At 67.3% G+C, this 12725-nt stretch carries 18 protein-coding genes; 17 read left to right on the top strand and 1 reads right to left on the bottom strand.

The window, feature by feature from the left end; genetic code table 11:
• Window positions 1-3 precede the first annotated feature (3 nt).
• Genes LK533_RS06120 through LK533_RS06090 form a run of 7 tightly spaced genes read left to right on the top strand, consistent with a single transcriptional unit; the run spans window position 4 to window position 3044 of the window.
• On the top strand, window positions 4-345 hold the full coding sequence (locus LK533_RS06120) for a hypothetical protein (RefSeq protein ID WP_229361897.1): 342 nt from the start codon (window positions 4-6) through the stop codon (window positions 343-345).
• Window positions 342-839 carry a lysozyme gene (locus LK533_RS06115; RefSeq protein ID WP_229361896.1) on the top strand — a complete coding sequence of 166 codons (498 nt, stop codon included), beginning with the start codon at window positions 342-344 and terminating at the stop codon, window positions 837-839. The genes LK533_RS06120 and LK533_RS06115 overlap by 4 nt, the downstream gene beginning before the upstream one ends.
• Window positions 836-1339 carry a hypothetical protein gene (locus LK533_RS06110; protein ID WP_229361895.1) on the top strand — a complete coding sequence of 168 codons (504 nt, stop codon included), beginning with the start codon at window positions 836-838 and terminating at the stop codon, window positions 1337-1339. Before LK533_RS06115 ends, LK533_RS06110 begins: the two co-directional genes overlap by 4 nt.
• A gap of 1 nt (window position 1340) precedes the next feature.
• The gene (locus LK533_RS06105) at window positions 1341-1565 is read left to right on the top strand and encodes a hypothetical protein (RefSeq protein WP_229361894.1); all 225 of its coding nucleotides are present in this window, start codon (window positions 1341-1343) and stop codon (window positions 1563-1565) included.
• Window positions 1556-2104 carry a fatty acid desaturase family protein gene (locus LK533_RS06100; protein ID WP_229361893.1) on the top strand — a complete coding sequence of 183 codons (549 nt, stop codon included), beginning with the start codon at window positions 1556-1558 and terminating at the stop codon, window positions 2102-2104. Before LK533_RS06105 ends, LK533_RS06100 begins: the two co-directional genes overlap by 10 nt.
• Window positions 2101-2535, top strand: a complete 435-nt coding sequence (locus LK533_RS06095; protein ID WP_229361892.1) for a phage tail protein — start codon at window positions 2101-2103, stop codon at window positions 2533-2535. The genes LK533_RS06100 and LK533_RS06095 overlap by 4 nt, the downstream gene beginning before the upstream one ends.
• Complete coding sequence (locus tag LK533_RS06090; protein WP_229361891.1) at window positions 2535-3044, top strand: phage virion morphogenesis protein; 510 nt, start codon at window positions 2535-2537, stop codon at window positions 3042-3044. The genes LK533_RS06095 and LK533_RS06090 overlap by 1 nt, the downstream gene beginning before the upstream one ends.
• A 76-nt stretch (window positions 3045-3120) precedes the next feature.
• Here the strand turns inward: LK533_RS06090 and LK533_RS06085 are convergent, their stop codons facing one another.
• On the bottom strand, window positions 3121-3738 hold the full coding sequence (locus LK533_RS06085; protein WP_229361890.1) for a hypothetical protein: 618 nt from the start codon (window positions 3736-3738) through the stop codon (window positions 3121-3123).
• Window positions 3739-3998: 260 nt separating this feature from the next.
• On the opposite strand from LK533_RS06085, the gene LK533_RS06080 reads away from it, so the two are divergent.
• The 10 genes from LK533_RS06080 (at window position 3999) to LK533_RS06035 (ending at window position 12659) form a co-directional block, all read left to right on the top strand.
• On the top strand, window positions 3999-4895 hold the full coding sequence (locus tag LK533_RS06080) for a baseplate assembly protein (protein ID WP_229361889.1): 897 nt from the start codon (window positions 3999-4001) through the stop codon (window positions 4893-4895).
• Window positions 4885-5544, top strand: a complete 660-nt coding sequence (locus LK533_RS06075; protein WP_229361888.1) for a phage tail protein I — start codon at window positions 4885-4887, stop codon at window positions 5542-5544. Before LK533_RS06080 ends, LK533_RS06075 begins: the two co-directional genes overlap by 11 nt.
• Window positions 5541-6725 carry a gp53-like domain-containing protein gene (locus LK533_RS06070; protein ID WP_229361887.1) on the top strand — a complete coding sequence of 395 codons (1185 nt, stop codon included), beginning with the start codon at window positions 5541-5543 and terminating at the stop codon, window positions 6723-6725. The genes LK533_RS06075 and LK533_RS06070 overlap by 4 nt, the downstream gene beginning before the upstream one ends.
• 5 nt (window positions 6726-6730) lie before the next feature.
• Window positions 6731-9070 (top strand): tail fiber domain-containing protein, encoded by a 2340-nt coding sequence (locus tag LK533_RS06065; protein WP_229361886.1) that lies wholly within the window; start codon window positions 6731-6733, stop codon window positions 9068-9070.
• Window positions 9071-9170: 100 nt separating this feature from the next.
• The gene (locus LK533_RS06060; protein ID WP_229361885.1) at window positions 9171-9692 is read left to right on the top strand and encodes a phage baseplate assembly protein V; all 522 of its coding nucleotides are present in this window, start codon (window positions 9171-9173) and stop codon (window positions 9690-9692) included.
• A 5-nt stretch (window positions 9693-9697) separates the two neighbouring features.
• Window positions 9698-10054, top strand: a complete 357-nt coding sequence (locus LK533_RS06055) for a GPW/gp25 family protein (RefSeq protein WP_324255265.1) — start codon at window positions 9698-9700, stop codon at window positions 10052-10054.
• 11 nt (window positions 10055-10065) lie between these two features.
• Window positions 10066-11226, top strand: a complete 1161-nt coding sequence (locus tag LK533_RS06050) for a phage tail sheath subtilisin-like domain-containing protein (RefSeq protein ID WP_229361883.1) — start codon at window positions 10066-10068, stop codon at window positions 11224-11226.
• 47 nt (window positions 11227-11273) lie between these two features.
• On the top strand, window positions 11274-11783 hold the full coding sequence (locus tag LK533_RS06045; RefSeq protein WP_229361882.1) for a phage major tail tube protein: 510 nt from the start codon (window positions 11274-11276) through the stop codon (window positions 11781-11783).
• A 4-nt stretch (window positions 11784-11787) separates the two neighbouring features.
• Window positions 11788-12060: a hypothetical protein gene (locus LK533_RS06040; protein ID WP_229361881.1), complete on the top strand. Its 273-nt coding sequence runs from the start codon at window positions 11788-11790 to the stop codon at window positions 12058-12060.
• Window positions 12057-12659 (top strand): phage tail assembly protein, encoded by a 603-nt coding sequence (locus LK533_RS06035; RefSeq protein ID WP_229361880.1) that lies wholly within the window; start codon window positions 12057-12059, stop codon window positions 12657-12659. Before LK533_RS06040 ends, LK533_RS06035 begins: the two co-directional genes overlap by 4 nt.
• Window positions 12660-12725 lie beyond the last annotated feature (66 nt).

Raw genomic sequence — 12725 nt, 5'->3', positions numbered from 1 at the left:
CCCATGAAGATCCCCGCCGAATGGCTCGACGCCGCGCAGACGTTCGTGATCGGCCTCACGCCTGGCGCGATCGGCTCGGCGGTCGGCCTCGCCCATGAGAAGGGGCTCAGCTGGGCCGAGCGCTTCACCCAGCTGGCGGCCGGCACGGTCGTGTCGTGGTTCGTCGCTCGCGCGCTCGGCGCCACCGTCGATCTCAACCCCTTCGTGCTGCAGGGCGTGAACTTCACCGCCGGCATGATCGCCTACAAATCGACGCCCCGCTTCATCGCCGCCGCCGCCGACGTCGCCGGCGGCCTGCCCGCGGCGCTCCGCGACCGCTTCCTGCCCCGAAAGGATCCGAAGTGAGCAACACCGCCACGCGCGCGTCCGCGCCCAAGTCCCGCCTGCTCATGATCGTCGGCGCCGCCACCGCCGCGATCGCCGCGCAGTTCATCGTCGGATGGGAAGGCGATGAGCGCGTCGGCTACCGCGACATCGTCGGTGTGGCGACCAAATGCTCGGGCGACACAAGCAACGTCGTCGTCGGCCGCCGCTACACCGCCGCCGAATGTGCCGACAGCACCGATCGCCAGCTGGCTGCGCATGCAAAGCCGGTGCTCGCGTGCACGCCGGGGCTCAAGGGCCACCCCAACCAGCTCGCCGCCGCCATTTCGCTCGCCTACAACATCGGCACCAACGGCTATTGCGGATCCACCGTCGCCCGTCGCTTCAACGCCGGCGATTGGTCGGGTGCGTGCGACGCGTTCCTGATGTGGAACAAGGCCGGCGGCCGCGTGGTGCAGGGCCTGGTCAACCGCCGCCGCGCCGAGCGCGACCTCTGCCGAAAGGATCTGCCGTGACAAAGCTCTTCGCCGCGATCGGCGCGGCGCGCGAGTGGCTGACGCTGCTCGTCGTCGCCGGCGTCGGCGCCTGGCTCTACGTCCAGTATTCCGAAGCCCGCGCCGAGCGCGACGCTCTGGTGACGTGGGCGGAGGTCACCTGCGCCGGCGCCGGTGCCCCGTTTGAAGGCTCGGCCGAGGATCGCGTCGACAGCAACGGCAAGGCGGTGAAGGTCACCTTCGAGCGCGGCCAGCGCTGCCGCACCGCCGTGACCACGGCCGTCGCCTTCAAAGCGCGATCCGACCAGGAGACCGCCCAGCTGCTCGCCGACGCCATGCGCGTCCGCGAGACCAAGGCCGCCGCCGACTCTGCCCTTGCCCGCACCGCCGCGGAGGCCGCGCGCGACGCCGCCCTGCGCATGGAGACCGCCGATGCCCAAGCTTCCGCCACGAACCGCGTCGATCGCGATTGGTTTGCTGCTCTCAACGACCTTGCTGGCCTGCACGCCGCGCGGCGTTGAGGTGCCGGTCCCCACGCCGGTGCCGGTGGCCTTGGAGGTGAAGGATACGCCGCCCGCCGAGCTGCTGGCCTGCACCACCGCACCCGATGGCTTTCCGGCCGACGCGGAGGCGCAGATGCCGACCAGCGTTCGTGCGGCGGCAATCCGGCTCGCACAGGCGTTCCGCGCGCGCGGCGAGCAGCTGGTGCGGCTGATCCGCTGGCATGATCCGGAGGCGTGCCGGTGATCGATTTCCTTCTCCTGGTCGCGGCCAAGCTCCTGCTCGGTTGGTTGATCGCCGACTTCCTCGGCGGCGTTCTTCACTGGCTCGAGGACCGGATCCTCCGCGAAGACATGCTGCTGATCGGCCCGGCAATCGTCGCGCCAAATCGGCTCCATCACCGGAAGCCCATGGCGTTCGCTGCGGCCAGCCTGGTTCATCGCAACGGAACGACCTGGATCGCCGCCGCCTCCGCCTCGGCACTGTGGCTGTTGGCGTTCGGTCCGTCCGCAGTTTGGGCTGGAGCGACGCTGGGCGGCATGCTGACGTCGATGGTCCACTACCTGACCCATGTGCCACCGCGCCCAGGCCACCCGTTGCGGATCCTGCAGGAGATCGGGATCATCCAGTCTGTCGCACAGCATGCCCAGCATCATCGCCCGACGGCCAACCGCCGCTATTGCGTGCTGACCAGTTGGTTGAACCCCGTGCTCGACGCGGTTGGGATCTGGGCCGGACTGGAGGTCGCCGCTCGGTGGCTCCGAGTTCCGGTAGACGCGTCGTGAGGAAGCCCGATAGCCTGCGCGCCGCCGTCACAGCCGCCCTGCCCGAGCTCGCGCGAGATCCGCAGGCGCTCAAGATCTGGCTCTCCAAGGGGCATGTGCGCTCCAACGGCATCGGCGCCGATGCACGCATGGAATATGCCTACGAGCTCTCGCTCTTCCTGCTCGACTTCACCGGGGATCCGGACGTGCTGTTTTCGACCGTTGTTGAATGGCTCGCGATCGAGCAGCCCAACCTCCTGCTGCGCCCCAACGATCCCTCGTCGGTGATACCATTCGAGATCGACGTCCTGGACGACAGCAAGGTCGACATCCTGGTGTCGCTGCAGCTGGAAGAGGCGGTCGATCGCGCCGGCGGAAAGTTCGTGCACCTTCCCACCCCTGTAGTTGATGAAAACGCGCCGATCGCTGGCTTGCGCGACCGGATCGGGTGATGGCTGACGAAACCTTCCGCGACTTCACGCCGCTCGATCACGCCATCGAGGATCTGACGCGCCGCATGACGCCGGCGGCGCGGAAGGCCCTCGCCACCCGCGTTGCCGTGGATCTGCAGAAGGCAAACGCCGGCCGCATCCACCACAATGTTGAGCCGGACGGCAGCGCGATGGAGCCGCGCAAGCTGAAGAAAAGCGGTAAGGCCCGAACGCGCCGGCTGCGCGATCACGTGACGGGCCTGCGTCGCACCGTGCGCCAGCAGAAGATGTTCCTGCGCGCAGCCGCGCCCCGGTACCTGCGCAAGGAAACCAGCGCTGGAGAGGCGCAGGTCGGTTTCGTCGGAGCCATGGCTCGCATCATGCGCGTCCACCAGTACGGCTTGCGCGACACCGTCACCCGCGATCCATCATCCCCGGCCGCCGACTATCCCGCTCGCCAGGTGATCGGCTTCGCCGACGCCGATCGTGCCCAGGTGTTGGAGCGCGTAGCGGAGCATCTGGAGCCCTGAAAGCACCTTCCACTACGCACGACCTCGCCTGCGGCGCGACCGCGCCGGACCCTAGACAACTTCAAAAGGAGGACACTTAGACGGTCTCTGGCGACGTGCCGAATAATGACGGACGAGGTGCCAGCCTTGCAAGGTCAATGCTCGCGGGCGCGGCATTCCATTCCTTCGTGCCTAGCCGCCACAGGTTATCGATGTTCTTAAGGTAGGTAAAAGCGACCTCGTCTTTGTCTTGGATGATGCTCGGCAACTCCGTCTGATGGCCCCGCGCGCTCGTATCGTGCCGATCAAAACACCCAAGCTCTAAATTCCAAGAATCGCCATCAACGTCTGACACGATCGGGCTGACTAGCTTCGCGAACTCTGCGCCGCGGTAATCGTCGCCCGATCCGCAGTAATACCTTGCAGCCAGCACGATTGAGAGCCCGCCCTTGCGTTCACCGATGAACTGCACCGGCGAAAGAAGCCCGGCCATGTAGATGCGCTCGACGACATTGATAATTCGCTCATCATGGTCTTCATCCCAGATCACCGCAAAATCATGGATCTGGGGCTTGACCAGCTGCCTTCGTTCGACATCAAGCCATTCGATGCTGCGAAACACTGAATAGTGCGTGCCTCGACCGAGATAGCCGATCGGCTCCTTTTCGTCATGCAGGCATGAGAAGAGCGTCGAGTAAGTTTGGTTCTGTTTCATATTCGTTCCAATTTCGTTGGAGGTTGCAGCTTCCGCCGCTGCGCACCGACTTTCGGTCGAAACGCACGCCGATAATCGCATAAAGATGCCATGCTGTGAAGCAGCAACGCACCCCTATCTTCCTTCAGCACAAACTTGGCTCAAGCTAACAACATCGGACAGCGATACGTGCTGAGGGCACTCGACTACCAATGTTGTAGGTCTGGGACCTACAACAGCCCCTGCTAGCCGCAGCGCCCGCGCACCCACGACATGGCGGCATGCCCGCTAGCACCGCCTCCACCCTCGACTTGTCCAGCCTTCCCGCGCCGGATCTGATCGAGCGCCTGCCGTTCGACACCATCGTCGGCCAGATGGTTGCCGACGTACAGCTGCGCTTGCCCAGCTTCGATGCCACCGTCGATTCCGATCCGGCCGTCATCGTTCTGCAGGTCGCCGCCTATCATGTGCAGCTGCTGCGCGCGGCTGTGAACGACGCCGCCCGCCAGGTGATGGTAGCTTCGGCCACGGGCGCCAACCTCGACCAGCTTGCGGCGCTGGTTGGCGTTGCCCGGCTGACGATCGACGCCGGCGATCCCGCGCAGGGCATCGTGCCCACGCTGGAAAGCGACGCGGCGCTGCGGCAGCGTATCGTCCTAGCTCCCGAGAGCTTCTCGGTTGCCGGTCCTGAACTCGCCTACGTCTACCACGCCACTTCCGCCGATGGCGCCGTGCGCGATGCAAGTGCCACGTCCCCGGCACCCGGCCAAGTGTTGGTGTCGGTGCTCGCCCGAGACGGGGACGGCACCGCGCCGGCGGTCCTGCTCGCCAAGGTCGCCGCCGTGGTCGGCAGTGACCACGTGCGCCCGCTCGGCGACCTGGTGACGGTGGCCTCGGCCGAGATCCGGCGGTTCGAGGTTGTCGCGCGTCTCGTCACCTTCAGCGGTCCCGACGTCGGCGTCGTGCTCACTGCCGCGCGAGTGGCCCTCGACGAATACCTGGCAGCGAGCCGGCGCCTCGGCCGCGACATCACCCGTTCGGGCCTCTACGCGGCGCTGCACGTCTCCGGGGTGATGCGCGTAGAGATCCTGGCGCCTGCCGCAGACGTCGTCTGCGATGCCACCCAGGCTGCCTACTGCACCGACGTAACCCTGACCCATGGCGGCTATGACGACTGATCGCGTCTCGCTGCTACCACCCAACGCTACACCCCTCGAGCGAGCGCTCGAGCAGGGGATCGCGCATCTGGGTGAGGTGCCGTATCCGCTCGACCTGGTCGTGGATCCACAGCGGTGCGCGGCCGAGGCTCTGCCGTGGCTGGCCTGGGGGCTGTCGGTCGACAACTGGGACGCCGACTGGAGCGAGCAGGAACGGCGTGACGCCGTCGCCAATTCGATCGCTCTTCACCGAATCAAAGGCACGCCGGCATCGGTGAAATCGGTGCTCGCCCGCTTCGACCAGCTGCTCAAGCTGGTGGAATGGCACCAGGCCACGCCGCGTGCGGATCCGCACACCTTCGAGGTTCGCCTGCCCATCGCCGGCGACGGCGTAGAGCCGGGCGGCCGCCGCGCCACCGCCGCCTTCGCCGAGGCAATCATCCGCGACGTGTCGCGCGTGAAGCCCGCGCGCGAGCACTTCATCCTCGCCCAGACGCTCGCGCTCACCAGCGCGGTCGGCCTGCAGGGCGCCGGCCGCCTGGTCGACGTGCGCCGCGCCGATACCACCCCCGACTTCGACACCTCGCCTGCCTGGGGCTTCTATCTTCAGACCGAGGATGGCGAACCGCTCCAGGCCGAAACCGGCGACTTTCTGGACACCACCCCATGAGCAAGCTCGTTCTCGTCATCACCCAGGCGGGTCAGGCGCGCTTCACGGCTGCGCAGCTGGGCGATGCGATCGACCTGAAGGTCGCGCGCGTCGGGTTGACCGCGCAGCCGTTCGTCGCCGCACCGACACTGACCCGGCTCCCCGGCCAGTTCCGCAGCGTGGACACCGTCTCGGGCGAGGCGGTCGGCGACAACGTCGTGCACATGATCGTGCGCGACGCCGAGCCGGAAGCGTACACGGTGCGCGGCTTCGGCCTGTTCCTCGCGGACGGCACGCTGCTCGCCGCCTATTGCCACGATACCCCGCTGTTCGAGAAGTCGACGGTCAGCGAGATGCACCTCGCGCTCGACATTGCGTTTCCGACCGACCAGGTCGCCGCGCTCAGCTTCGGCGACACGAACTTCCTCAACCCGCCGGCCACCACCGAAACCAAGGGTGTCGCCGAGCTGGCAACGCAGGCCGAGGTAGACGCGGGCACCGACGCCGTGCGCATCGTCACTCCGCGCACGCTGGCGCAGCGCCTCTCGGCACTCACCACCTCGATCTTCGGCCGCCGGGTCGCAACCGCTGGCCTCGCAACCGGTGGCGGTGACCTGTCCGCCGACCGCACCATCACCGTGCCGGCCGCGACCGCTGCGGAGGCCGACGCTGGCGCGCTCACCACCAAGGCGCTGACGCCGGCGAGCATCGCCAACGTCCTCGCCTCGATCGCCCTCCGCGTGACGCTCGCTCGGCGCATCGACACGGGCGGTCTGGTGCAGGGCGGCGGCTCGCTCGCGGCCGACCGGACGATCTCGGTGCCTGCCGCCACCCCCGAGCAGCTGCTCGCGGCTGCCGCGGCTGATGCGGCGCTGACCCCGGCGAGCTTCGGCGGCCTGGCGAAGTTGTTCGGGACGGACGGCTACTACACGCTGCCGGGCGGGCTGATCGTTCAATGGGTCAGCTATCGCGCGCTGCTGGCAGACGAGCCCAGCGTCTCGATCGCCTATCCGGTGCCGTTTCCGAACGCCTGCCTGTTCGCGATGACCTGCCCGACCATCTCGGCCGCCAGCCAGGCGCGCGACGGATGGACCCAGATCGTCGGCATTCCCGGCCCCGCCTCCTGTCTCGTCCAGGTGCAGGCGGATGACCAGAACGACCGCCGCATCGACGGCATCAATCTCCTCCTCATCGGACGCTGACCTTTATGGCCAAGATCACCGCGCTCGACGCTGTCGACCAGCTTACCGGCGACGAGTTCCTGCCCATCGTCCAGGGAAACTCCACCCGCCGTGCGACCATGACGTCGCTGCGCGCGCTCATCGTCCCGTTCCTGCAGTATTGGTACAAGGGCGAGCGGGGCATTCCCGGCGGCAACGTGATGTCGGTCGGACTGCGCACGGAAGTCGACGCGGATATGTCGATCCCGGATGGTGTCGGTTGCATCCAATTCTCCGGCTTTCGCCGGCACGGACAAGGGCCGCACCAGATGTTCCTCTGGGACGCCTCCATGGAGGCCCTGGAGCCGGTCGGTGAGGGCATGGAGTGGATCACCACGAACGGTGGCGCAAAGACGTGGTTCATCCCGCGTGATGAGGGCACGCCGGAGATGATCGGCGCGTTCGCCGACGACGGACGGTTTTCTGTCAACAGCGAGAACAAGGGGAACGACGACTGGCCGTACCTCCAGCGGGCGGTCAATTACTTCAACCTGATCCGGCTCCCAGGCAAGTATCGGTCGAGCAAGTGCATCAACGTGGTGCGCACGGTGATGATCTTGGGCCGAGCCGGCGCCGAGGCGGGGATCTACACGACCCGTGTCCGGTTCGACCGCGGCTGCGTGGGCTGGTTCTTCCATCGCTTCAACACCAATGCCGACGAAACCGGCAAGACGCCCTTCATCCAGACGCGCGCAACCACCGCGTCCGCCGACGGCTTCATGATCGCGAATATCGAGATCGTCATGGGGCAGGCCGACCGCATTCCCTACGATGGCTCGAATCTCACTGAGCACTCGATCTGGCACAAGTGCCGCGGCGTCATGCAGTACCTGCGCATCCGCGGGACGATGGGCCACGCGATCTATGGTCGCGCGACCGCCGTCAGCAACGACCCGCTTGTGGTCGGCAACGCGAACGGATCGACCGTCAGCGTCATCCGCGCCGAGCAGCTTACCGGCTCCCCGCTTCATTGGGAGGGCGCCGACATGAACGCATCGCGCTCGACCGGCGTGAACGGTGCGATGCATGGCGGTCCCTGCATCGCCGAGCTCAGCTTCCTCGGCAACGTGCACGAAACGCCGCAGACCGCGAATGCGGGCCGTGACGGCCTCGCCTACTATGGCGGCTTCCGCTGGTGGTGTCTCGACCCGACGCTCGCCTCGACCCAGGCGCCGGGGACCGGAACTGCGTGGCTCAAGGGCGACGCGACCACGCAGGCCGACAGCTGGGTCAGCGGCAAGCCGTACCTCCACGGTGGCAGCTATGTGTCGGGATCGAACACCGGGCGCGTCGTGTGGGTCAATCCCTACACCGAGGGTGGCAGTGGCCCGCTGGTGGTCACCAGCGCGGTCGATACCCAGACTTGGGTGATCGGCGGCCTGCTGAGTGGTGACGCCGGCGGGATCTACGGCAACTGCGGGTATCTCGGGCCGACCGGTGTCCGCATCTATGGCCGCAATGGCATCGCCGGGGCTTCGCTCACGGCCTCGGGCGGCGTCAGCGGGCTTGGCGCGCAGGCCACCCTGCACAATACGGGCAACATCGGCACGAGCCGCGGCTCTGCGCTGCAGATCAACGTCGGGTATGAAGCGGACGGAGTGACGCCCCATCCGGTGGCTCGCTACGCTGCGCGCAGCGGCGCCAATGCATCTGTGTTCGGCGAGATGCAGCTCGACCTTTACGACCCCTCGGCCGCTGCATGGTTGACGAAGCTGCTGCTGCAGAGCGCCGCCATCCTACCCGGTGCGGACAGCACAATCGCGCTCGGGTCGGCTCCGCGGCGTTTCTCGCAGGTGTTCGCTGCCAATGCGACCATCAACACGTCCGACGCTCGGCAGAAGAGCAACGTCGCGCCGATCGACGACGCGCTGCTCGATGCCTGGGCCGATGTCGAGTGGCGCCAGTTTCGCATGGCGGACGCAGTCGACGCAAAGGGTGACGAGGCTCGCATCCACACGGGCGTCGTGGCGCAGCAGGTGCGCGACGCGCTGCTGGCGCACGGCATCGATGGCACCCGTTATGGCCTCCTGTGCTTCGACCGCTGGGACGAAGAATGGGAGGAATGGGAGGACGAGTACGAGGACCGGGCGGCAGTCTATGCGTTCGATGAGGAAGGCCGCCACGTTTTTGACGACGACGGGCCTGTCGTCGAGACCCCGGCGGGCCGGGTGCTTGTACGCGAGGCCGGGCGCAAGCTGATCCGGGAGGCCGGTGAGTTGTGGGGTGTGCGGTACACCGAAGCCTTCGCGGTTGAGGCGGCCTACCAGCGCCGTCGAATGGACCGGCTCGAGGCGAAACTCGAACTCGTCGCGCTGGCTGCGGCCTGACGCCAGACCCACCGGCCCCTGTCGTCGCGATTGTTGTAGGTCGCGCACCTACAACAGCCCACCCGCGCGACCCGCTCCGGCCTGCGGCACGGTCGCCGCGATGGACGACGACGACGCACTCGAGGGGCTGATCCGCTACGGCCAGGTCGTATCCGTCGACCTGGCTGCCGGCCGCTGCGTCGTCGCGTCCGGCGAGATCGCCACCCAACCCATTCGCTGGATCGAGGTCCGTGCCGGCAAGACGCGCACCTGGTCGCCGCCGAGCGCGGGCGAGCAGGTCCTGCTCCTGTGCCCAGGCGGGGATCCCGCCGGCGCGATCGCGCTGCGCGGCGTATCCAGCGCGGCGCACCCGCCGATCGGCGACGCCACCCGCGAACTGATCGAATTTCCCGACGGCGCCGTGCTTGCGTACGACGCGACCGCGCACGCGCTGACTGCCATCCTGCCCTCCACCGGTACTGTCCGCATCGAGGCTGGCGGTGGCCTGCACCTGACTGGCCCTTTATTCGTCGACGGCGAGATTTCCGCGACCGAGGACGTGGTCGGCAAAGGCGTCTCGCTCGCCACGCACCGTCACGGCCTGGTCAAGCTCGGCACCGATAAGTCGGGGGCTCCGGAATGACCGGCATGGACGCGGAAACGGGCAAGCCGCTCGACGGCGACGCGCACCTCGCGCAGTCGATCGGCAAGCTGCTGTCGACGCCGATCGGCACGCGCGTGATGCGTCGCGACTATGGCTCGGCTTTGTTCGAACTCGTCGACAAGCCGCTCAACCCGCTCACCCGCATGCGCGCCTTCGCCGCGACCGCCGTCGCGCTCGCGCGCTGGGAACCGCGCCTGAAGCTCAGTCGCGTGTCGATCGACGGCCAGGAAAGCGCCGCGCTCGGCCGCGGCGTGCTGACGCTGGAAGGCGAGCGCACCGACACCGCCGGGCGCAACGGCCTCACCACCCTCACCATCCCCCTTCGTCCCGTTACCGCTTGAGGATCCCGCCCATGGCCTTTTTCCACGGCATCATCGTCACCGAACCCACTGACGGCGTCACCACGACGCTGGAGAAATCGACCGCTGTGATCGGCCTGGTCGCCACCGCAGGCGCCGCCGACGCAGAGGCGATCGCCAAGCTCGAGGAAGCCCTTCCGCTCAATCGCCCGGTCCTGGTGACCGACGCCCGCGCGGCCGCGGGCCTCGCGGGCACCACGGGCACCCTGGCGCCGGCGCTGGCGACGATCGGCAAGCAGGGTTCGCCGCTGGTGGTCGTCGTCCGCGTGGCCGAAGGCGCCGATGCGGAGGCGACCTCCGCCAATGTGATCGGCGGCACCACCGACGGCGTCTACACCGGCCTGCAGGCGCTGCTCGCGGCCGAGGGCGTGCTCGGCGTCAAACCGCGGATCCTTGGCGCTCCCGGCCTCGATAACCTCGACGTCGTCCAGGAGCTCGTCGGGATCGCAAAGAAGCTGCGCGGCTTCGTCTATGCGTCGTGCGCCGGCGCCGAGACTCGCGACGCGGCCGTGACCTATCGCAAGACCTTCGCCGATCGCGAGCTCATGCTGATGTGGCCGGACGGCACTGCCTGGGACGGCCAGGCGATCGCCACCGCGCTGGGCCTGCGCGCGATGCTCGACGAACAGGTCGGGTGGCACCAGTCGCTGTCCAACAACGTGGTCGCCGGCATCACCGGCATCACCAAGGACGTGCATTTCGACATCCGCGACATGTCGACCGACGCCGGCGTCCTCAACGCCGCGCAGGTGACGACCATCGTCCGGCCGAACGGCTTCCGCTTCTGGGGCAACCGCACCTGCAGCGACGAAGCGGCCTTCGCTTTCGAGGTATCCGTGCGCACGTCGCAGGCGATCCAGGACGTGATCGCAGACGCCTGCGCCCCGTACATTGACAAGCCGCTGACGCGTGGCCTCGTCACCTTCCTGGTCGACAAGATCAACGGCAAGCTGTCCGACTGGACGACCAATGGCCGCCTGATCGGGGCGCGCTGCTGGTACGACCCGGCGTCCAATCCGACCGCAAACCTGACGGGCGGCAACCTGGTCCTGGACTATGACTACACGCCCTGCGCGCCGCTCGAGGGTCTGCAGCTGAACCAGCGCATCACCGACAAATATTACGCCGGCTTCGGTGACAGCCTGACGGTCTGATCGGCCGCGCCGCCCCTCCCCTTTTCCATCCGCAAGGACGCTGACCCATGGGCCTGCCCGCAAAACTCAAGAACTGGGATGTCTACTCCAACGGCGAGGATTACGCCGGTGTCGCCGCTGAGATCACGCTGCCGAAGCTGGCCGAAAAGACCGAGTCGTGGCGCGGCGCCGGCATGCTCGCAGAGGTCGACGTAAGCATGGGGCTCGAAAAGCTCGAGCTCGAGCACAAATACGGCGGCCTGGTGCTCGGCATCCTCCGCCAGTTCGGCGCCGTCGGTGTCAGCGCATCGATGATCCGCTTCGTCGGCGCCTACCAGGAAGACGTCGCCGGCGGCGTCGTGTCGGCCGAGCTCGTCGTGCGTGGCAAGCATATTGAGATCGATCCCGGCACCGCGAAGACCGGCGACGACACCGAATGGACGGTGAAGTCGACGCTCAGCTATCTGCGCTGGCGCGTGAACGGCCGCACCGAGGTCGAGATCGACGTCATCAACAACATCTTCATCGTGGATGGCATCGACCGCATGGCCGAGATCCGCGCCGCGCTCGGCCGCTAACGCGATGCGCCACGTCGCCGTCACTTTCGCCGTGGTCGCATCCGCGCTTCTCGCCGGCTGCGACATGCGGCCCGAGCATGCCGAATGGCGGTCGCAGTGCATCCGCTCGCATGAAGAGCTCATGCCGATGCCGACGATGGTGGCGGACGGCCGTGGCGGCTCGACCACTACGATTACGATGATGACCGAAACCGTATGCGACGAGACTGCGCCGATCTGCGTCGCCGGCAAGGATGGCTCGACCACCTGCCCGAATCTTCCGGAGACCACCCGATGACGAACGCCCGCAAGATGACCTGCACGGTCGAGCTCGAAGGATCGCTGAAGCGCGGCGACGCCGAGCTCACCAGCCTCACCTTCCGCCGGCCCGAGACGCCCGCCCTTATCGATCTCTCCCTGGTGCAGCTGGGTCAGATGAACGTCGACGAGCTTCGCAAGCTGCTGCCGCGCATCAGCGCCGATGGCCTTATCGCCGAGGAAGTGGACAAGCTCGGCGCCGACGACATGCTGCTGATCGCGCGCGAGATCTCCACCTTCATGGACAAGGGCGAGACCGTCGAGCGCGATGATGACGCGGACGCGGACGCTCCGCGCAAGATGAACACGACCGCCATGCTGTCGGTGCCGATCGCGCGCGAGGGCAGCACGGCCCTGGACAAGCTCGAGCTCCGCCGCCCCGACGCCGGCGCCCTGCGCAACCTGTCGCTGTCAGACGTCGGCCAGCTGCAGGTTCGCGCGCTGCTCACGCTGCTACCGCGGATCTGTACCGAGAAGCTCACCCGTAAGGATCTGCTGAAGATCGACTTTGCGGACTGGATGGAAATCGCCGGCGAGGTCGGGGATTTTTTGCTGCCGAGGCGGCTGCGCACCGCCTGATCGATGACCTCGAGGACGCGATGGCCAACATCCTCGCCGTCCTCGGGGGACCTTCCTACGAAGCTC

This window comes from Sphingomonas sp. PL-96 (assembly GCF_020707215.1).
GTDB lineage: Bacteria > Pseudomonadota > Alphaproteobacteria > Sphingomonadales > Sphingomonadaceae > Sphingomonas.
Note: the sequence above shows the minus strand (reverse complement) of the source record. Positions and strands in the feature narration are given on the sequence as shown.